Below are 21,429 nucleotides of genomic sequence, written 5' to 3'. Positions count from 1 at the left end.
GCTTCGCCATCGGAGGCAGAAAAGGGAGCGGCACCGCACCGCTCTTTTTGTATTTTTTGGTCGGTCGACAAAGTTCGACGGCAATGTTTTACAAAAATTGACACAATCAAATTGAACGTGTTGCCTATAGTGGGGAGCTGATTCATTGTTTCAGCTCCTGTTTTTGGAAGAATGGTTGCTTCACAGAATGAATCCTTGACACGCAAGGGGAGCAAAGAGGGTTGCACCTATGGACATCCGCATTCGTAAGATCTTGGTCTTCCACCATTGATTGACCGGCTGGGTGCGGTGGACTCTCAATGCCAGCCTCCTGCTGGTGCTGGCGTTCAGTGGCTCACAAAGTCCTTTGTTCTTCCTCTTGTTAAGGTGCGAAATGTGAGTTGGAAAGTCGGTGAGTATATGGCTGCCTAATTACCTTTTGCCTTGGGAAAACTGATGGGTGACCAGCTTTTGATATAAACGATGGGTAGCCAGCAATAATTCATGGTTTCCCTGTCCAGTAATGCGCCCGTCTTCGACAACGAAGATCGTGTCTGCATCGGTGACGGTAGAAAGCCGATGGGCAATAATCAACGTCGTTCGACCTTTCATCACGTTTTTCAGCGCTTCTTGCACTAGGCTTTCTGAGTCGCTGTCCAAGTTAGAAGTGGCTTCATCTAATAGCAGGAGTTTTGGGTTTTTTAAGATGGCTCGAGCAATCGCAATACGTTGTCTCTGCCCTCCTGAAAGCTTGATCCCTCGTTCGCCGACTTCTGTTTCATAGCCATTCGGCAATTTTTGAATAAATTCGTGAGCGTTGGCCAGCCGAGCGGCCTGTTCGATTTCTTCATGCTCAGGCATGCTTTCGAATCCATAACAAATATTTTCTCGAATGGTGCTTGACAAAATGGGAATATCTTGAGAAACGTAGCCAATCGCTTGTCGCCATTTTTGTAAATCGATTTCATGGATAGGTATGTTTCCTAACAAGATTTGTCCCTCGTCTGGCAGATAAAAGCGTTCAATCAGTGAAAAAATGGTGGTTTTTCCGCCGCCGCTGGGGCCAACAAAAGCGTAAATTTTGCCTGGCTCAATGGTAAAATGAATGCCTTTTAGCACCGGTTTATCTTGATGATAAGAAAAGGAAACATGTTTGAACTGCAATGTTTGATTGAAGTCGGGTTCTTTTTGTGAGCCCAGCAGTTCCCGTTGCTCTTGAAAGATTTCATTAATCCGCTCTGTAGCCCCCAATGCTTTTTGAAAGGTGGTGAAAAAGGAAGCTGTAGCAGTGAAAGGCATGACAATTTGAAAAATATAAATGATGATGGCCGCAAGCTCTCCCGCCGTCAAATGCCCAGATGCAACCTGGGCGCCGCCATAACCGACAATGATCACGACAACGAGCATCATGACGGTGGCAATCATCGGTGAGATGACGGCATAGACTTTCGCTTCTTTCAAACCGAAGGTCATTAAATTTTTGATCTCTTGATCTCCTTTTTCTGCTTCCATGTGTTGACCGTTATAAGATTTCACGAGACGGATATCTTGCAAGATCCGGCCAAGATGTCCCGAAAACTTGGCCAGTTCATCTTGCGTGCGCAAAGAAATTTGATGCATCTTTCTTCCCAACGGCATGATGATGAGCATAGCAGCGGGAACGGCCAAAAAGATAAAGAGAGTAATTCGCCAATCAATCATAATCAGTAAAATGATGGAACCGATCACAGAGACGATGCCACTAAAAAATGTGACGAGATGGTTGGAAATAAGCAATTTGATGACTGCTGTATCTTGAGTAATGCGGCTCATCGTTTCCCCCGATTCATAGCGGTCAAAAAAGGAAACAGGCAAATGAAGGATGTGGTTCCATAATCGACTTCGAATCTGGGCTACTAGAGCTTCTCCGGCATACGACATGAGATAAAACGAGATGCCGCCTGCCGCCGTTTGAATGAGAAAAGCAGATAAGAGCCAAAAAATTTGTTGCCACTTCATTCCGCCATGGGCTAAGAGATCAATAAAGTCTTTCGCAAACAGGGGGATGATCAACCCAGCCCCGCTTTCAATCAATCCAAGAATGAGGGCGAAAGCAATGAGCGATTTGTTCAATTTTCCTTGTTTGAGCAAATACCAAAATGGTTTTGGACTGCCTTGTTTCGTTTCGATCCTATTTTTCATATCCACTGTTCTCTCCTTCCTTTGATTCCTTCATATCTATACCCATGTGCTCAAGACGTTGCATGTAGTCATCCATCGCTTGTTCAAGCCACTGCGTCTCTTCTTTGGAAAAGGGGAGGGGACTAAGAACATCCCATTCTTCTTTCCACTCAAAAGAATCCCATTGGTTCTGGTTAAGTAGCTCGGTAATCTTTTCAACGGTCTCCAAGCTCAAAAGACCAAAAGTAGAGCGCAGGAACGTTTCAATCATGTGCTGTACGTCAGGGTGGTCGGCGGGGAGTCCGTACAGTTCGTGAACTTGTTTGACGAATTGGGCATAGGATTTGATCATTTCGTTCTCTTTTTGCTTGAGTTCTTCATTATGGAAGATGGCATCAACCGTTTCTTGGTCTAGGTAATGTGTCATCAATCGTTTTTGATCATCTTCTGTTTGAATGCTGCGGATTAAGCTCATCAAGAGAAGGCTGTCAATTTCTCCTTCTTCCTCTAAAAGGGTGATGGCATATTCAATGGCTTGAATGGATCTTTCTAACTGTCTTCGTTTCTGTTCTAGCATGTTTTTTTCCAGCATCAACGTTTCTTTTAAGGTAAGGTCGTATGTTGGTTGGTGAATATATTGTCGAATCTCTTCCAAGCTAAGCCCAATAAACTTCAAACTCATAATTTTGTGCAATTGAAGAATGTCCTCTTCCGTATAGATTCGATGTCCTGATGACGGATCTTTCGTTGGCTGCAGCAGTCCAATTTCATCATAATACCGCAATGTCCGGATGGATACACCTGTCTTTTTGGCGATTTCGCCGATCGAATACGTCTCCATGACAGTTGTCCTCCTTCTTTCTTTTGCTAGTCTCTCCCTTATCATACACCCTAACGCAACTGGAGGTTCAAGAGGGAATTGTTTAAAGGAAGGCGGATCGCTCCGCCTTTGTGCATGGATTGATGCACTGGAGATCATTTTGCACGATATAAAATACCTGAATCCGTGATAAAGACGCGTTCAAACTGCCAAGAAAACTTGATCAATCAACAAATATTGCACTCGGGGTTCTTCACCTGATAGGTGAACATTCGGAATAGAGTTGATACTTTGGCATGATTGGGTTTTCCAACATTTTTAATACACTTCTGTCACGGATTCGGGACATGAAAATAGTGCAGGAAATCATCACAAAAAGGGATTGATGGATCATTCAATATAACTAACACCGAAATCAAAGTTGACTTCCATCCGTCACGAATTCAGGTTTAAAAGTCAAGTACATCTTTTGGTAATTAACTAATTTATGGGCTCTTCACCACAAGTTGTACTTGAGATTTTAAGATAGGTATGCATAGGGAAAATAGAGGATACAAAAAATGGCTCTTCACCACAAAATGTACTTGAAAAAGAAAGACGATCATGATAAAGAAAAACCAAAACAGCATTTTTCCTTTTTATACCACACATCTCTTTGAACAACATTGCTATCATGTTTGTCTTTAAAAGTCAAGTACATCTTTTGGTGACGAACCAATTTATGGATAATTTGACAATGTTCAACATTTTTTTGCAACGATTGGTACAATCGAATTGAATGAGATTTTTGTTGTAGGAACGAAAGAGGGGATGATCACCAGGGCAACGATTGCAAAGCGGATTTCGTGCCGGCATTGTTTGAAAAAGAAAACGACACAAATCTATGAAGTCCGCCATTGTTGGCGTACAGGTGTAGGAGTAGGGCACCTAGTAGCGAGGGCAGGTCAACGAATCCGGAGCACGGTGTTTCGCATTGGCGCGGCGCTCTATGGGCCGCGAAGGACGGACGTGCTGCGACTCGTAGTCTGCCAACAGCTTCCGGTAATCAAGGATTGCCGGCACACCGATGATCGGAAGGTCATCGACCTGGAGTTTCCGGTACGGTTTTTGGATGGGTTCGTCCAAGTCCTCGAGATTCAAGGATTTTCCCAATATCACACCCATCAAATACACAATGATTTGATATTGGGTCTTGATGATTTCGAGCAAATAGGCTAATAATTGAGGTAACAAAGCTTGTCACTCCTTTGTTTTGGCTGTTTGGTGTCGTTGCTTCATGATGGCCGAAAATAACGAGGGGTGGCCAGCTTTTTTCTTCCGACCGTTGAAATTCAAGGAGAAAGCGTGAGTATGGAGGATGAACTTTTGACAATACCTAACGATATGCCGGGGGGATGACGATGAATGTGATGGATCCATCGAAGCGGGAAATTTGGCGCCGGTTTGTCCAAGAGGGAACGTTAGATCAAGCGAGAATAAGCAAAAGAATTGAAGAGTCGTGGTATCTTTGCCGCCAGAAAAACGTGGATCCTTATGATGGGAAAGGGAAAATGTTTTTGACTGGCCGTTTATTGCTGGAAAGAAGGGAAAAAAATCAAAGGTTGCTCCGTTGTGCTGTTCCGATTTTGGAGAAGTTGCAACAATTATTTCAAGAAATTCCTGCGATTTTTCTCCTTATCGATCAAGAAGGGTATGTGTTGTGGGCTAAAGGACATCAACAGGCGATGAAAAAGGCGAAAGAAATCAATTTTTTAGAGGGAGTCAAATGGACGGAGGAGGAAGTCGGGACGAATGCCATTGGTACAGCCTTAAGGACGAGAGAACCGATTGCGGTTGTCGGACTCGATCACTATGCAGTTGCTTCCCAACAATGGGTTTGTTCCGCGGCTCCGATTTACGATGAAAACAAAGAGTTTCTTGGTATCATTGATATGTCCTACCCAATCTATCACGGTTTGTCCGACGCTCAAGACTATGTACTTGCCACGATTGTCGCCGCCTCCTACACCATTGAGCAGCAACTGCGAATCCAACAGAAAGAAAATCTATTGGAACTTTTCCGCCACGGTTTTCAAATGGAAGATTCGGCTTCTTACTCAGTTGTATGTGATGATCAAGAGAACATTGTGTGGGCCAATCATCGCTTGCGTTCATTCTGTTCCAGCATCATCGACCAGCCGTTGCAACAATTTTGCCAACGAACGTGGAAAGTCTTCTCCAAAGTTCCCATTTTTTCTTCAGTTTACGGTCATCTTATCGGCTATAAAGTAACTTTGCAAAAAGCACAAGACGAGGAGGCTTTTTTTTGCTCCCTGCCATCATTCCGCTTTGACGGGGTGATTGGAACAAGTCCGTCTTTTGCTGCTGTGTTAAGAAGTTGTTCTAAAGTTGCGAAAACGGATGCAACGGTTTATCTCTCAGGGGAAACAGGGACAGGAAAAGAGTTGATTGCTCGGGCGATTCATCAAAACAGCCTGCGGAAGGATGGCCCATTTGTCGCCGTCAATTGCGGAGCGGTTCCGAAAGAGCTCATCGGGAGCGAATTGTTTGGGTATGTGGAAGGGGCGTTTACTGGCGCAAAGCGGACAGGGTATATGGGAAAATTTGTCCAAGCTCACGGTGGAACGCTTTTCCTAGACGAGATCGGTGAAATTCCACTAGAAATGCAAGTAGCTTTGTTAAGAGTGTTGCAAGAAAGAGAAGTCGTGCCAATTGGCGGAACCAAACCGATTTCTGTTGATGTTCGGGTCATCACAGCCACACACCGCGATTTGTATGAGTTGGTAAAGGAAGGGAAGTTGCGAGAAGATCTGTTTTATCGTTTGCATGTATATCCGATCAAGCTCCCAGCGTTAAGGGAGCGGAAAGAGGATATCCCGTTTTTTGTTGACTACTATTGCCGAAAAAACGGTTGGAATGTTTGTTTGCCTAATTCAGTGATGAACTTATTGATGGACTATTATTGGCCTGGGAACATCAGGGAATTATTTAATGTGTTGGAACGAATGAGAATTGAGTATGGAGAGGCAGTCCCCCCGATTTCTGGAATAAAGTCAATGCTTGTAGCGTTGAAGAACGACGAGAAGGGAAGAGGCGAGCTTACCTATCGGGAGCAGGTGGAAAAAGAACAAATGATGAACATGCTTGAAGAGACGAAAGGAAATATTAGCAAGATGGCGGAGCTATTAGGCATTTCTCGCAGCACGTGCTATCGCAAGCTGAAAAAGTACAAATTGATTTGAAATAAAACAAAATGACACAGATTGATGCAAAGGGGTAAAAAAGAGGGATATGAAGCATTTAAGAAAGCGCTTACAACAAGGGGGGGTGTAAGCGCTTTTTTGTTGGCATGGAGTTTGCTTTAGATAAATAACGAAACTACTTAAAACAAAGGGAGGTTTCTGTATGGCTGTTGCTCGATCACAATCCATCGTTCTTACGAAAGAAAAGGCTAAATGGATGTATCAGAAAATGCAGGAAATTCGCCAATTTGAGGACAAGGTGCATGAAATTTTCAGCAGGGGAGTGCTGCCTGGTTTCGTTCATTTATATGCGGGGGAGGAGGCCGTGGCGGTAGGGGTTTGCGCCCATTTGACGGAAAAGGACTACATTACGAGCACCCATCGCGGACACGGACATTGCATCGCTAAAGAATGTGATGTCAACGGAATGATGGCTGAAATTTATGGGAAAGCGACGGGGTTGTGCAAAGGAAAAGGGGGATCGATGCATATCGCTGACGTTTCCAAGGGGATGCTTGGCGCGAATGGCATCGTTGGCGGAGGATTTCCTCTCGCTGTCGGAGCTGGACTGACGGCAAAACTAAAGAAAACAGGATCTGTCGCCGTTTGCTTCTTTGGAGACGGGGCAAACAACCATGGCACCTTCCATGAAGGAATTAATTTGGCGGCCATTTGGAAATTGCCGGTCATCTTTGTAGCCGAGAACAATGGATATGCGGAGTCGACTCCGTTTGAATATGCATCCAGTTGCCGAAACATTGCCGACCGTGCTGCGGCATACAACATTCCGGGGGAAGTTGTCGATGGCAAGGATGTCATCGCTGTATACGAGGCGGCAAAAAGAGCCATTGAACGAGCTCGCAACGGCGAGGGGCCGACCTTGATCGAATGCAAAACATATCGAAACTATGGGCATTTTGAGGGAGATGCACAAACATATAAGTCATTGGAAGAGAAGCAAAAACATTTGCAAGAGTTGGATGCCATTGTGAAGTTTCGCGAGTATCTCCTTGTCAATCAGTTATGTTCTGAACAAGAGCTCGCAGAGATCGAACAAAGCGTCGCCAAAGCGATTGAAAAAGCAGTGGAGTTTGCCGAAAACAGCCCGTTTCCGACGGAAGAAGATTTGTTGCGAGATGTCTATGTTTCTTATTAAAACAGAAACGGTTTAGGAGGGAAACAGAATGGCGAGAACGATTTCTTTCTCAGCGGCGCTGAACGAAGCGATGAGACTAGCCATGCGAAAAGATGAACATGTCATTTTGTTGGGCGAAGATGTTGCGGGAGGCGCAACAGTCGATCATTTACAAGACGACGAAGCTTGGGGAGGGGTCATGGGAGTCACGAAAGGGCTCGTGCAGGAATTCGGCAGGGAACGCGTATTAGATACGCCGATTGCCGAGGCCGGGTACATTGGAGCGGCGGTTACTGCGGCGGCAACGGGTTTAAGACCGATTGCGGAGTTGATGTTTAACGATTTTATCGGCAGTTGCTTAGATGAAGTAATGAACCAAGCGGCCAAACTTCGCTATATGTTCGGCGGAAAAGCGAAAGTGCCATTAACGATTCGGACGATGCATGGCGCTGGATTTCGGGCGGCGGCGCAGCACTCGCAAAGTTTGTACGCCCTTTTTACCCACATTCCAGGGTTGAAAGTTGTCGTTCCTTCCACTCCTGCCGACGCTAAGGGTCTTTTGCTTGCTTCGATTTTTGATGATGATCCTGTCATCTTTTTTGAAGATAAAACGCTCTATAACATGAAAGGAGAAGTGGAAGAAGGGTTTTATACGATCCCATTCGGAATAGCGGATATTAAAAGACAAGGCGATGATTTAACGATTGTCGCTATCGGCAAGCAAGTGCATACCGCCTTGAAGGCGGCAGCGATATTGCAGGAAAGAGGCGTTGAAGCAGAAGTAATTGATCCACGGACATTGTCCCCGCTTGATGAGAACACGATTCTGTCGTCTGTAGCGAAGACAGGACGGCTCATTGTTGTTGACGAGGCGAATCCTCGCTGCAGTGTCGCTGCTGATATTTCGGCTCTTGTAGCAGACAAAGGGTTTGACTATTTGGACGCGCCTATTAAAAGGATTACTGCTCCGCATTGCCCTGTGCCATTTTCACCGGCATTAGAGGATCTTTACTTGCCGACGCCGGAGAAGGTACTGCGTGCTGCGGCGGAAATTATAGGAGACGAAACGATTGTGCCAGTATAAATGATAGAGCGTGTTGCCTTGGTTGTACGCGGCAACACGCGTTCTTTGCATTGCATTTATTTGAAAAAGGGGGAGAGAAAACGTGGCCGTTGAGATTATTATGCCAAAGCTAGGAATGAGCATGGAAGAGGGAACGGTGGTAGAGTGGCTGAAGAAAAAGGGAGATCCAGTGAAAAAGGGAGAATCGATCGTCGTCATTAGTTCTGACAAAATCGAAAAGGATATCGAAGCGCCGCAAGACGGAGTATTATTAGAAATTATTGTTCAACAAGATGAAACAGCGGAAGTAGGGAAAGTGATTGGTTACATCGGACAAGAAGGTGAAGTTTTGAAGGAAGCTGACCATGAATCGGTAGCAATCAGTATGAAAGAGGAAATCGAGGCAATATCCGAAACTATGTTACGGGTTTCTCCTGCTGCTCGAAAATTAGCACATGAAGCGGGAATAGATTTGCGTCGTGTTTCAGGTTCAGGACCAAAAGGGAGAATTACGAGAGCAGATGTAGAAAAGGCTATTCAAACTAGACAGGCGTCTTCACAACTAGAAAGCGAGGAGCAAAGGTTTACACAAATAAATAAGGAAGCCATCAACACATCAGAAAGTATAAACCTTAAGAAAAAAATGTCGGGACAAATAAGTGAGATGGCAATAGAACAAAAAGACGTTACGGTAAAACCGATAACAGGTATGCGGAAAGTCATTGCAACAAGAATGTTTGCAAGCCTTCATCAGACAGCTCAGCTGACCATTCATATGAAAGCAGATATTACAAAATTAATGGAAGTGAATGAAAATATTAAAAATGAATTGCGCGATGAGTCAACGATCAAATTCACGATTACTGATTTTATTGCTCGCGCAGTGATTTTATCACTGCGAACACATAAGCAAATGAACAGTCTTTATCAAGACGGACGTATTTATACGTATGATTCTGTTCATTTAGGAATTGCCGTTGCAGTGGAAAACGGCCTCGTTGTTCCAGTCATCCGCTATGCGGAGAAGCTTTCTTTAAAAGAAATTTCGCAAAAAATTAAGGAATTAAGTACCAGGGCAAGGGAGGGGGCATTAAGCAGTGAAGAAATGACAGGTTCGACGTTCACGATTACAAGTTTAGGAGCTTACGGTGTAGAGTTTTTCACACCAGTACTGAACCCTCCGGAAGTAGGGATTCTTGGGGTAGGGACTGCCGAAGATGTTCCTGTTTTGGTAGGAGACATTGTTGAAAAGAGAAAAAAATTACCGTTAAGCTTGACATTTGACCATCAAGTGATCGACGGAGCGCCTGCAAGTCAGTTCCTTGGTATGGTGAAGCATTATTTGGAGAATCCATATCAATTATTTTATTCATAATTTTGGGCGGCATGGCATGAGATATGGTGTTGAGAATGAAGCCGTTGGATGAGGAAATAGGAGATGGGAGAGTAGCGAAATGATAACTAGTGATTTTGCAATCGCAACGGAAACACTTATTGTTGGAGCAGGTCCGGGGGGATATGTAGCAGCCATCCGAGCCGCGCAATTAGGTCAAAAAGTAACGATTGTAGAAAAGGGAAAACTTGGTGGAGCATGCTTAAACGTAGGATGTATTCCATCCAAGGCCCTTATTTCGGCAAGTCATCGTTATGTGATGGCAAAACATTCTGAAAAAACGGGGGTTAAAGCGGAAAATGTCACGGTTGACTTTTCAAAAGTCCAAGAATGGAAAACCAGCATTGTAAAAAAATTGACCGATGGTGTTGAGGGACTGTTGAAAGGGAATAACGTCGAAATTGTCTATGGCGAAGCATATTTTGTGGATGCGAACACGGTGCGTATTATGGCAGAAAACCATGTACAAACATATGAATTTCAAAACGCGATTATTGCGACAGGCTCGAGGCCAGTTGAACTGCCTAATTTTCCATTTTCGAAGCGTGTTATTGATTCCACTGGCGCTTTGAACTTGCCGGAAATCCCGAAATCGCTTGTGGTGATCGGTGGCGGTTATATTGGTACGGAATTAGGGACGGCATATGCGAACTTCGGAACGAAAGTAATCATTGTAGAAAGCGCAGATGAAATTTTACCGGGATTCGAAAAACAAATGAGCGCGATTGTGAAACGGCGATTAAAGAAAAAAGGAGTCGATATTTTCACCAATGCTTTTGCCAAAGGGGTTGAGGAGCGTGAGGATGGTGTGACAGTGACATTTGAGGTAAAAGGGAAAACAAAAAAGGTTGCTGCCGACTACGTTCTAGTCACAGTAGGCCGATGTCCGAATACAGATAAAATTGGTATAGACAGAATCGGTGTGAAAATGAACGACCGCGGTTTCATTGAAATAGACAAACAATGTCGTACGAGCGTGCCGAATATTTATGCGATCGGTGATATCGTACAAGGGCCACCGCTGGCTTATAAAGCCTCTTATGAAGGAAAAATAGCTGCTGAAGCGATTGCGGGTTTTCAATCGCAAATCAGCTACTTAACTATGCCGATGGTTGTCTTTTCGGATCCGGAGTGCGCATCTGTCGGTTATTTTGAACAGCAAGCGAAAGAGAAAGGGATTGATGTAATGACAGCGATCTTCCCTTTTGCAGCTAACGGTCGAGCTCTTGTTTTAGATGAAACGGACGGGTTTATGAAGCTTGTTGTCCGCAAGGAAGACAACGTCGTTATTGGGGCACAAATTGTTGGTCCACACGCCTCAGACATGATTGCAGAGTTATGTCTTGTAATTGAAGCAGGTATGACAGCAGAAGATATCGTTGTAACGATTCATGCTCACCCAACATTGGGGGAAATAGCGATGGAAGCAGCTGAAGCAGTTCTTGGTACGCCTATCCATATCATAAATCGTAGAATGAGTTAATGAATGATACTTATGAATAAAATAAAGGTTCATCACCAAATTTTGTGATTTAGTGACAAAAAAGAGAAAGCACTGACGAGATCCTGGCAATAATGTTAGCGGTGAAATCAACACCGTCAAGAAAGCACTTGACTGTTTCCATTCTACCAACTTCAAGGTCTGTATACGGAAGAAGGATGTTGACTGATGAACCCATTTCATCCAGATAACATGTTTCTAGGATTGATTGGAAATCACAGAAAATGGTGAAGACTCAAAATAAATTATACGAGGAGTGTTTTAATATAGATGAAAGCGGCAAGATGGTATAATGCCAAAGATATTCGAGTCGAGGAAATTCCAGAGCCGAAAGTGGCGAAGGGGCAAGTGAAAATTAAAGTGGCGTACTGCGGGATTTGCGGGTCTGATTTGCACGAATACTTGGTCGGGCCGATTTTTATACCTGTAAGTGAACCACATCCGCTTTCAAAAGATAAAGCACCGATTGTGATGGGGCATGAATATGCAGGGGAGGTAGTAGAAATCGGTGAAGATGTGACAAATGTAAAAGTGGGCGACCGCGTGTGTGTAGAACCAATTTACAGTTGTGGTGAATGTGTCTCTTGTAAAAAAGGACATTACAATGTTTGTGGAAAATTGGGGTTTATAGGGCTATCTGGAGGGTATGGAGGATATGGGGAATACAGTGTTGTTCCTGTCAATATGGTGCATAAAATTCCCGAGCAAATGTCTTGGGAACAAGCGGCACTGGTTGAACCTACTGCAGTTGCTGTCCATGCTGTTCGTCAAAGCACGTTGAAAATTGGGGATACAGTTGCTGTATTTGGAACAGGCCCCATCGGTTTGCTTGTGATTCAGGCAGCAAGAGCGGCGGGTGCAAGTAAAATTATCGCAACAGAAGTTTCGCCTGAACGTCAAGAGTTTGCCAAAAAAATAGGAGCAGATATTGTCGTCAATCCGCTAGAAAATGATGTTGTGAACGAAATCAAGCGCCATACAGATGGGTTAGGAGTAGATGTGTCATTTGAAGTTGCTGGAGTAAATTCAACGTTAAACACAGCAATTCAATCCACGAAAAGAGAGGGAAATGTAGTAAATATCAGCATTTGGGAAAATACAGCAAATATTCCATTGAACAATCTCATTTTGACAGAAAGACAAATGACAAGTATAATTGCGTACCGTAACATTTTTCCTAACGTCATTCAGCTAATTGCGAACGGTCAAATAAAAGCGTTGGACTTAGTCACCAAAATTATCAGTTTAGATGAAATCGTATCAGAAGGCTTTGAAGCACTAACAAAGAATAAAAATCAAATTAAAATTTTGGTTAATCCATTCTTATAATGAGCTGCAATAAAGGGGCAACTTGTGGCCGTTCGCGCACTTCTACGGGCGTTCTAGGGCGATGAACAGCCGCATCCGGCGCTGAAAAAACGGTAGATCACCAAGGACAAGGGAAGTAGACCGCCCAACACCCATCAACCCGTTCTAGTTTTTTGACATCAATCTCGTCGGTGAAGAAAGGCACTTTGAGAAATGAGCTCATTTCTACCGAGACTTGTGCTTTATACAACTTCAAGATTTCTCAGGCAGCCATCGTTGGACTTCCTATTTTCTCATGCCTGTTGGTCAAGATCGATGCTAGGCGCAACTGATAACAGCGTCTCCATCTCGGGTCTGTCCCTTTTTGTGGCCGCCCGCGCTGTTATGGTAAAATGGGTTGCTAGGCACAACTCCGTGAAACTGATTGATTTAGAAGAATTAGTAAACTTGCTTGTCCATTGGTACGAGAACATGCCCAGCGATGCGAGAGCGCTGCTTCCGCTGCAGAAAATGTATGTGCCTGAATAAAAGCCGTTTGGGGCCGATTTCCTAGTTGCTCGAGGTTTTCCCGATTAAGCGAGTTGATGTTTGTTGAGCCTTTATGCCAAGGCAGGGATTTCGTCGTATTGACTTGGATGGAACACACAAGCGAAAAACGGAGAGCTTTCCCCAGCTCTCCATTTTTTCATTCATGCAGGATTTCGACCTTATGTTCACGAATGGTATTCCTTATGTTGGTTTCCTCCGTGAGGAACCGTTCTTTCCACGTGGGGGACGATTCGGCCAAGGATGTTGATGATGACAAACGGCCAACCGTTCGTCGTGCGGATGGTGCTCCCTAAGGACGCTGATCAAGTTGCGGTGTTTGCAAGGGCGGTGGCGCGAGAAGGTCGTCTTGCCTGCGATCAGGGAAGCAGCGGTTCAAGGCTGCGGCGAATCCCATCGTTTCGCGTTGCCGTGCAGACGGGGCGCCTCGTAGAAATGCGGGGGCAATGGCGGTGTGTGGCTGTAAAGATGGTGTTTTTGAGAGGGGATGAATGTTGCGAATCGTCACCTATACGTTCTATTCCATTGCCTCGGAACGAAGAGGGATTCGGCTGATCGATGCGGATTGGAGCGATCGGTGGGGATGGATCGTCGTGCAAAGAAGCCGTCGGCGGTTGAATTGCCGGGAACGAAGAGCGAACTTTGGAGAGATCGGGGGTGGAGTTCTCTATTTTGTTTGTCTATCAGCTATTGAATTTTTAGGCGCAGATGGATAGAATGAAAAAGGAGAGCCATATGGCCCCGTAGCTCAGTGGATAGAGCGTCGGTTTCCTAAACCGTGCGTCGGAGGTTCGAATCCTCTCGGGGCCGTTCCAATGATCCGACTAGTTCGGATGAACATTCGTAAACCCCTTGATACGACTGCGTTTGCAGTCGTTTTTCATTTTTTGGGAATCCGATGGGGTGAATATCATTCTTATTGAGGCAAGGAATGTAGAGTGGCGCTCACGTTGAGTTCAATGCATGTGGAAAAGACATGAAAATATATACAGTACATACAGTGGTGTCGAACGAGAAGCGGGGGACAAACATGACATTATTTGAAGAGTGTGTTTATGCAATAGGCCATGAGAACTTGAGGATGTTAACGAGCAGGGAAACCGAAACATATTTTGATTATTTGTGCACATTATTCCCGATCTTGCCTTGGGGGAGAATCGATTGGGAAAAGGTATCGGAAAAGAAACACATAAAGCATGCATCGGAAGTAGTTGATTGGCTGCGGCAAAGGGGAATTGATCATTACGATGTGATTGTGCTATGGAATTATTCTGATAACCCTGGCATCCAGACGACATTAGAGAGAGTTCTGCATGCTATTGATGATGTGGTGGCAGTGGGGTCAGACACTTTTATTCTTTGCCAACATAGAGAGTATGCAATCGAATGTTTTCATAATGGTGTTGTGACGATCGGTGTTCCTGAAAAGAAGAGGCATTTTCATGCTGGAAAGCAGGGGGAGTCAAATGATCATTGCCAACAACTATAAAGAAATCAAAGACCATTTTGACTTCACAGATAGCATTATAACGGATATCAAGTGGAACAATCCGTTAGATTTGTCTATCACAATCGACTATTATTGGGATGTACAGGAGAATAGAGAGGAAAATAGAACATTCGTGTTGCATTTTACGGATTGCTTGGCTGTAGAGTACAAAATGTGGAAGGAAGTCATAGGAATGTCGAGGGAGGATCTCCATTTTGACAGCTTGTTTACCATGATTCGCTTTGAACATGCAGCAGCAGATTCAAGCGGATTTCAGCATTTTCGTATCTATACCTTTGATTATACAGAGCCGTTGCTGCAAATTATTTGCAAGCAGGTTCAGCTGGAAGAAGTGTAGGTCATTGTTGTCAGGGGGGGAATGATCGCTTTATTTTGGGTAAAGAAAAGGCGAATCGCTCCGCCTTTTTGCATGGATTGACGCACGGGACATAAGCTTCTCGGGGCCAACTGGCTCGATGCGAATGGCCTGTTCATCTCAACTGAGGGATTTACATGCACCGTTTTTCCAATTATAATGATATTTAGAATAACCGTTGCCGTTCGGATGGATGGCAGGTCAAGAGAGGGGGCGGCATCGCCGCTCCTTTTGTATTCATTGCCATGGACGGGAGGGAATGCTTTGTATTCGCGAATTGCCTTATTCGTGGGACAGTGATTTTTTGCCCGCGTTACAAATCGCCCCAATCAGAAGGAGTGCATATCACCCTTTATTATTCCGACAGCAATGATGAGATTCGCCCGCACGATGAACTGTTAGATCTTGTCGATGACAGGAAAGTAATCGATGCGGAATTTCTCCACAGCATTCGACGGGAATGAGAAGGCGATTGTGTACAATTGTTATTTCCTAAGGGCGCTTTTTTTCGATTTCAGCCGCCTGTTTGAGAAATGCCACCGCAACATTGCACCAATTGCTCTCTTCAGCTGTGAGGCCCTCAGCAATGAACTTTCCGTGTTTTCAATGGTGTTTCCCTTTGGCGAAGTGTTGCAGTTTCGCTTTTCCCTGTGGAGCTGTGCAAGCAACACTAACGGAATGACATTCAGTATGACAATCCGGTTGCTGAATGGAGTATACTGGAAGTGAACGATTTGCATCCCCATATGTTTGACTTGACCGAAAAAGCAGTTTGGAAACATCAGCCGAGCCGAGAAAAAGTGATTGAACAATGGGAAACGAGAGTGCTCATCGAAGTATCTTAGCTAGAAAGGAGCGCACCTTGGGTCTGTAAGATATCAACAAAACTGAAAAATGATGTAAGGGATTTTGTCGGAAAATATTTTTTGGACACCCCTGAGGGGCCGAAAAGTCTTGATAGATCAACATTTCTAGAGGGAGGGAGAGGAAATTGGATTTCCGTGATATCCCGCAACTCATTGCCCGAATGCTCATGGAAGTGATTCAAACGCATATACCGCACCAATGGATATACAACGCTGAACCATTCATCAACCCCAACGGCAAGATCAGCTATGACTATTCCGGTGAAGTGAGGAAAATGAAGAAGGAAGAGTTTGCCGAGCTTGTCCGATCGTTGGGGAGAAGTAAGGGCTCGCGATTTTATTGTTCTCCGTTAGATGAGTTGTTAAACAACGTTTACATTGATCAATGGGTGCCGACGTATATGTCTAACTATGGAAAGCATTGGGTGACATACTGTGACTTGCTTAGGGAAACATTTGATCAATGGAAGTACAGCCACTTTGAGATTTATGACGAGGACGGGAATGAGGTCAATGAAGATCTCAACTTGCAACTTGATGAAATATTCGAAGATTTTTTAGAGAATACTTCGCACGAGCCATTTGTTAGAGAAATTGAAAAAACGATTGCCTAATACGATGGATGTCACCTTGAAATGTTTCGGGTGTAGATGGCTTATATGACGCTTTGGCGGCATGGAGCCGTCTTTTTTGCTGCTATAAAATGTGTTTTTCATCAGCCTTCTTGAAAAATCTCTGCGTTTTTTCTCGAGATGGTGGCGAAATATTCAACGATTTTGTAAAATTATTATGAAGGGCGATGTTGGGATGGCTGTGTTGATGTCATGAATATGCAACGGTGCATTGAATTATATTAATATATTTTTGTTCAAATCAATAATAGTGACATACTATTAACCAATTGTGTTATAATAAATGTTGGAATCGCCCTCAAAACGAAAGGGGTATCGGCGGCATTGTTTCGAGCGATCGCTCGATGCTCTTTTACAACTATTCATGGATAGGGATGGTAAACATGGGCAACAAACAAGGAAAAACGGATGTCATCTTAATCGGCGCTGGCATTATGAGCGCGACGTTGGGGACGCTCTTGAAGGAATTGGCGCCCGAGTGGGACATTGTCGTCTTTGAAAGACTGGAAGAGGCAGGAGCGGAAAGCTCCAACGAGTGGAACAACGCCGGGACGGGGCATGCGGCGCTGTGTGAGTTGAACTATACGGTTGAGAAGGCCGATGGGTCGATTGACATCGGCAAAGCGATTAAAATCAATGAGCAGTTTTACGTCTCTTTGCAGTTTTGGGCTTATTTGGTCAACAGTGGTATTCTTCGTGACCCGAAAGATTTCGTCCGTCCGCTGCCGCATATGAGCTTTGTGCAAGGGGAAGACAATGTGGCGTTTTTGAAGAAGCGCCACGAAACGATGGCGGCCAATCCGCTGTTCAAAGGGATGGAATTCACAGATGATCCGAAGAAGCTGGCCGAATGGGTGCCGCTCATGATGGAAGGGCGGGTGGTGGACGAGCCGATCGCGGCGACCCGCATCGAATCGGGGACGGACGTGAACTTCGGGGCGTTGACGCGCCAACTGTTTGAACATTTGAAACGGAAGAACGTGGAGATCCGCTACCGCCATCATGTCGAGGATATCAAACGGACAAGCGACGGCTTATGGGAGCTGAAAGTGCGGAATTTGGACACGGGCGCGGTGGAGCTTCATGCGGCCAAGTTCGTCTTCATCGGGGCCGGGGGAGGCAGCCTCCATCTGTTGCAAAAGTCCGGCATTCCGGAAGGGAAGGGAATCGGCGGCTTCCCGGTGAGCGGGTTGTTTATGGTGTGCAACAATCCCGAGGTCGTCGAGCAGCACCATGCGAAAGTGTACGGCAAAGCGAAAGTCGGCGCGCCGCCGATGTCGGTGCCGCATTTGGACACGCGGTTTATCGACAATCAAAAGATGCTGCTGTTTGGGCCATTTGCCGGGTTTTCGCCGAAGTTTTTGAAAAACGGCTCGATGCTCGACTTGTTCACCTCGATCAAGCCGCATAACGTCTTGACGATCTTGGCGGCGGGCGTGAAAAATATGTCCTTGACCAACTATTTAATCCAGCAAGTGCTGTTGTCGAAAGAACAGCGCATGCAAGAGCTGCGGGAATTCGTCCCGACGGCAAAAAGCGACGAGTGGGACATCGTCGTGGCGGGTCAGCGCGTGCAAGTGATCAAAGACACGGAAGCTGGCGGCAAAGGAACGCTGCAGTTTGGCACGGAAGTCGTCCATGCGGCTGATGGTTCGATCGCGGCGTTGCTCGGCGCGTCGCCAGGGGCATCGACGGCGGTTCATGTCATGCTTGAAGTGATGGAGAAGTGCTTCCCAGAACGGATGAACGAATGGCGGGCGAAAGTGAAAGAGATGATTCCGTCTTACGGCGAGTCGTTGATGAAAAACGAAGCGCTGTTGCGGCAAGTGCAAGCATCCACAGCCGAAGCGCTCGGATTGAACGGCCACTTTGCGATGCAGTTGGCGTAGGCCATAGGTCTTAGCAATGGAAAGGAAAGCCGAGAGCCCGTTGCTTAGAAGGAGCAGCCGCCTGGAAATGAAGGGCGGCTGTTTTTCTATTTCGTTTGCCGCTTGGTGTCGGAATGAAAGGGGCCTTGCCCTGTGGTTTTCAGATGCACGGCGGGGCGCAATCAAGTATACTGGAAAACAAAGACGTGAATGGAATAGCAATGGATCATCGAGGCTTGTTGAGACGATCTTGCGCTGCGGCCGCTGTTATCTTCCATGGAGAAGCAGTTGAAGGGGGTGAGGCTATGACGAGATGGGTGTCCTATTCAGAAAAGCGGCAGTTCTTAACAACGTTTTTGCAGCAGCATCGTTTGAAGCATCCCGATGCCCGATTTGTGCTGCAATACTTGCTTCAACACCCCCATTTGCTTGAGAACGTCCATTTTACGGAAACCGAGCAAAAGCAGGCGCGGTGGCTGATCATTTCGACTGCGATGGCGGAAGAGGAAGGGCTCGTCTTTTATCGGCGCGGTCAAAAAAGCACGAGCCTTGCCTCGATTATGGGTGATTTGGCGCTGCATCCGAACGAGCCGCTCTATTTGACGCTCCATTTTCCAGGAAAGGCAAGGAATTTTTCGTACCTTCGGCTTATTGATCACCAAGCGTTTGAAAATGTCAGACGGCACGAGCGGCATGAGAAAATGGCGAAGGCGGCCGAGCAAGTGTTGGATGAGGCGCTGAAACGTCATGAACTGTCGGTGTTGAAAATGCAAATTGACCAGGCGCTTGACCGAAAAGATATGGCGTTGTTTCAACAGCTGACGGAACAGTTGAAAAAATACGAAGGACAAAACAGCTAAACGGGCTGCGGGCCTGCATGGGGCAAGCCCGCAGCCGGCGCTGGCCGCTGAACGCGGCAGTTGGGCATCGGGTGGGAGTGCTAGTGTTGCACCGTGCGGCAGCGTCAGGAAAGCGGGATGATGGCCTCGGCGACGTTGTAGTCGAACGAATCAAGTTCGGTCGGGCGGCCGAGCACAAGCTTGGCAAGCTCTGCGCCTAAATATGGCCCGACGGTGAGCCCGGAAGAGCCAAGGCCGTTGGCTGCGTAAAGGCCGGTAAAACCGGGAAGCGACCCGAAGACAGGGAGAAATCCAGGCGTGCGCGGGCGAAACCCGACCCGTGTTTCCACGTAGGTGCACGCCGACAGCCCTGGCGCGACGGCGAGCGCTTTGTCCAGTATTTCGTGGATGCCGCCGGCGGTGGCGCGGACATCCATCCCCGCTTCATCTTCATGGGTCGTTCCGATGATGATTCGCCCTCTAGGGAAGGCGAGCATATACTGATTGTTCGGCGGCATGACGACCGGCCATCGGCCAGTCTCGCCTGCCAACCATTCGAGATGAACGATTTGTCCTTTTTGCGGGCTGACGGCAAACCGAACGCCCAGCGGCTCAAGCAGTTCGCCAGCCCATGCGCCGGCTGTGACGATGACCGCTTCGGCCGTGTATTTCGCTCCATTGACTTCCACGCCGATGACGCGGGAGCCTTCAAACAGGATCTGGGCGTTTCCGCGGATGTAGGCGGCGCCAAGCTTTTGGGCCGCGTTTGTGAGGGCGTCCCGCACCGCCCGGCCGTTCACTCGGGCGGCGCCGCTCACATATAGGGCATGATGCTCACCGCCAAGCGGCGGAAACAGCTCCTTCGCCTCATGGGGATGAAGCCGCACGATCTCTCCCATTTCCGGCGCGTCTTCGCGCCGTTTGCGAGCGCGCTCCTCCATTTGTTCCAGTTTCTGTTCGTCTGTATGCAGGCAAAGCGCCCCGACGCGCGCATAACCGGTGTCCGTTTCCCCGAGCGCTTGCAGTTCTTCGATGAGGGAGGGGTAAAACTTCGCTCCGTTTTTGGCCAATCGGTACCATTTTTGGTTGCGGCGCTGCGACAGCCAAGGGCAGACAATCCCCGCCGCCGCACCGGTCGCCTGCCCTTTGTCGCCGCGGTCGATGATGATCACGTTTGCGCCTTCCTTGGCCAAATGGTAAGCGGTCGAGGCCCCTAAAATGCCGGTTCCGACGATGATGTACTTCATTCATGAACACCTTTTCCTTTTTTCTACTAGCATACCATAGACGGCGCCAATCGGGAACCGGTGTGGGCCGGCCCGAAAGCCGGCAGGCGTCAAAAAGGCGCCCGCGTCAAACGGTGTTCGGCATATTTTTTCCGTAAAAGATCTCATCCATTTCCCTTCTCAGCTTGGCGGTTGTTTCATTCGCTTCTTGTTCGCTCAAATCCTCTTTTGCATAGCCAAACAAGTAGTTGTCCAAGTCAAACTGTTTCAACTTGCATTTTGTGTGAAAAATATTCTCTTGGTAAATGTTTACGTCGATCATATCGTACTTTTCGCGAATGTGCTCCGGGATATAATCTTGAATCGACGTAATGTCATGGTCGATAAACAGCTTGTATCCGTGAATGTCGCGCGTAAATCCGCGCACGCGGTAGTCGATGATCATAATGTCGGCGTCAAATGAATGAATCAAATAGTCGAGCGCTTTGAGCGGCGAAATTTCCCCGCATGTGACGACATCAATATCGGCGCGGAACGTGCTGATTCCGTCATTCGGGTGGTATTCTGGGTATGTATGGACGGTGATATGGCTTTTGTCAAGGGAAAGCACCACCGCCTCCGGCAAAGGGCCGTCATCTTCGGGCACCTCGACGACCGGCCCCTCGGAAACGAGCATCGTCACGCTCGCGCCCTGCGGAACGTAATCTTGTTTGGCGATGTTTAACACATGGGCGCCGATCATGTCGGCGACACGTTTTAAAAGATTCGTCAGCCGTTCGGCATTGTACACGTCGTCAATGTATTCGATATACGCCTCCCGCTCCTTCGCCGTTTTCGTATAGCAAATATCGTACATATTGAAGCTGAGCGATTTCGTCAAGTTGTTGAACCCGTGCAGCTTGACGCGCGGTGTTTCGTTCATCGACGGGACCCATCCTTTCGTTTTTTCTTAATTTGTCCCGTTGCTGGCGAAGATAGTAATTTTT

At 46.6% G+C, this 21,429-nt stretch carries 15 protein-coding genes, 1 tRNA gene and 2 pseudogenes; 12 read left to right on the top strand and 6 right to left on the bottom strand.

All coding sequences use genetic code 11. The features are described 5' to 3' along the window. Nucleotides 1–411 precede the first annotated feature (411 nt). The 3 genes and pseudogenes from GZ1_RS04495 to GZ1_RS04485 form a co-directional block, all read right to left on the bottom strand. The gene (locus GZ1_RS04495) at nucleotides 412–2,160 is read right to left on the bottom strand and encodes an ABC transporter ATP-binding protein (RefSeq protein ID WP_033004936.1); all 1,749 of its coding nucleotides are present in this window, start codon (nucleotides 2,158–2,160) and stop codon (nucleotides 412–414) included. Continuing rightward, nucleotides 2,150–2,980, bottom strand: coding sequence for a MerR family transcriptional regulator (locus tag GZ1_RS04490; protein ID WP_033004934.1), 831 nt, complete (start codon nucleotides 2,978–2,980; stop codon nucleotides 2,150–2,152). The genes GZ1_RS04495 and GZ1_RS04490 overlap by 11 nt, the downstream gene beginning before the upstream one ends. Before the next feature lie 868 nt (nucleotides 2,981–3,848). Continuing rightward, nucleotides 3,849–4,192: pseudogene (locus GZ1_RS04485) on the bottom strand (DDE-type integrase/transposase/recombinase); the annotation flags it as partial. A gap of 167 nt (nucleotides 4,193–4,359) precedes the next feature. Here GZ1_RS04485 and GZ1_RS04480 point away from each other — a divergent pair. From GZ1_RS04480 to GZ1_RS04455, 6 genes are all read left to right on the top strand, one after another. After that, nucleotides 4,360–6,201: a sigma-54-dependent Fis family transcriptional regulator gene (locus GZ1_RS04480; protein WP_060787979.1), complete on the top strand. Its 1,842-nt coding sequence runs from the start codon at nucleotides 4,360–4,362 to the stop codon at nucleotides 6,199–6,201. Between the two features lie 163 nt (nucleotides 6,202–6,364). Beyond that, entirely contained in the window at nucleotides 6,365–7,357 is a 993-nt protein-coding gene (locus GZ1_RS04475; protein ID WP_020753732.1) for a thiamine pyrophosphate-dependent dehydrogenase E1 component subunit alpha, read from the top strand. Nucleotides 7,358–7,385: 28 nt separating this feature from the next. Continuing rightward, the gene (locus GZ1_RS04470; RefSeq protein WP_020753733.1) at nucleotides 7,386–8,420 is read left to right on the top strand and encodes an alpha-ketoacid dehydrogenase subunit beta; all 1,035 of its coding nucleotides are present in this window, start codon (nucleotides 7,386–7,388) and stop codon (nucleotides 8,418–8,420) included. 82 nt (nucleotides 8,421–8,502) lie between these two features. Continuing rightward, nucleotides 8,503–9,774 (top strand): dihydrolipoamide acetyltransferase family protein, encoded by a 1,272-nt coding sequence (locus GZ1_RS04465; protein WP_060787978.1) that lies wholly within the window; start codon nucleotides 8,503–8,505, stop codon nucleotides 9,772–9,774. Between the two features lie 79 nt (nucleotides 9,775–9,853). Beyond that, nucleotides 9,854–11,275, top strand: a complete 1,422-nt coding sequence (gene lpdA, locus GZ1_RS04460) for a dihydrolipoyl dehydrogenase (protein ID WP_020753735.1) — start codon at nucleotides 9,854–9,856, stop codon at nucleotides 11,273–11,275. A 288-nt stretch (nucleotides 11,276–11,563) separates the two neighbouring features. Then, nucleotides 11,564–12,622 (top strand): 2,3-butanediol dehydrogenase, encoded by a 1,059-nt coding sequence (locus tag GZ1_RS04455; RefSeq protein ID WP_060787977.1) that lies wholly within the window; start codon nucleotides 11,564–11,566, stop codon nucleotides 12,620–12,622. 45 nt (nucleotides 12,623–12,667) lie between these two features. Here the strand turns inward: GZ1_RS04455 and GZ1_RS19545 are convergent. Further along, a pseudogene (locus GZ1_RS19545) lies at nucleotides 12,668–12,878 on the bottom strand (IS1634 family transposase); the annotation flags it as partial. Between the two features lie 1,006 nt (nucleotides 12,879–13,884). Here GZ1_RS19545 and GZ1_RS04450 point away from each other — a divergent pair. The 6 genes from GZ1_RS04450 (at nucleotide 13,885) to GZ1_RS04420 (ending at nucleotide 19,238) form a co-directional block, all read left to right on the top strand. Then, nucleotides 13,885–13,957 (top strand) — tRNA-Arg (locus GZ1_RS04450). Between the two features lie 220 nt (nucleotides 13,958–14,177). Continuing rightward, nucleotides 14,178–14,636, top strand: coding sequence for a CDI toxin immunity protein (locus GZ1_RS04445; protein WP_157074357.1), 459 nt, complete (start codon nucleotides 14,178–14,180; stop codon nucleotides 14,634–14,636). Beyond that, nucleotides 14,614–14,994 carry a hypothetical protein gene (locus GZ1_RS04440; protein WP_060787975.1) on the top strand — a complete coding sequence of 127 codons (381 nt, stop codon included), beginning with the start codon at nucleotides 14,614–14,616 and terminating at the stop codon, nucleotides 14,992–14,994. Before GZ1_RS04445 ends, GZ1_RS04440 begins: the two co-directional genes overlap by 23 nt. A 1,009-nt stretch (nucleotides 14,995–16,003) precedes the next feature. Then, the gene (locus GZ1_RS04430; RefSeq protein ID WP_020755097.1) at nucleotides 16,004–16,492 is read left to right on the top strand and encodes a hypothetical protein; all 489 of its coding nucleotides are present in this window, start codon (nucleotides 16,004–16,006) and stop codon (nucleotides 16,490–16,492) included. Nucleotides 16,493–16,884: 392 nt separating this feature from the next. After that, nucleotides 16,885–18,399: a malate:quinone oxidoreductase gene (locus tag GZ1_RS04425; protein WP_206501597.1), complete on the top strand. Its 1,515-nt coding sequence runs from the start codon at nucleotides 16,885–16,887 to the stop codon at nucleotides 18,397–18,399. 284 nt (nucleotides 18,400–18,683) lie between these two features. After that, on the top strand, nucleotides 18,684–19,238 hold the full coding sequence (locus GZ1_RS04420) for a YpiB family protein (RefSeq protein ID WP_033010977.1): 555 nt from the start codon (nucleotides 18,684–18,686) through the stop codon (nucleotides 19,236–19,238). A gap of 104 nt (nucleotides 19,239–19,342) precedes the next feature. Here the strand turns inward: GZ1_RS04420 and GZ1_RS04415 are convergent, their stop codons facing one another. Continuing rightward, nucleotides 19,343–20,464 (bottom strand): NAD(P)/FAD-dependent oxidoreductase, encoded by a 1,122-nt coding sequence (locus tag GZ1_RS04415; protein WP_060787973.1) that lies wholly within the window; start codon nucleotides 20,462–20,464, stop codon nucleotides 19,343–19,345. 106 nt (nucleotides 20,465–20,570) lie between these two features. Continuing rightward, the gene (gene speD / locus GZ1_RS04410; RefSeq protein WP_015374578.1) at nucleotides 20,571–21,365 is read right to left on the bottom strand and encodes an adenosylmethionine decarboxylase; all 795 of its coding nucleotides are present in this window, start codon (nucleotides 21,363–21,365) and stop codon (nucleotides 20,571–20,573) included. Between the last annotated feature and the right edge of the window lie 64 nt (nucleotides 21,366–21,429).

The sequence above is a fragment of the Geobacillus zalihae NBRC 101842 genome (genome assembly GCF_001544135.1).
Lineage (GTDB): Bacteria > Bacillota > Bacilli > Bacillales > Anoxybacillaceae > Geobacillus > Geobacillus zalihae.
Note: the sequence above shows the minus strand (reverse complement) of the source record. Positions and strands in the feature narration are given on the sequence as shown.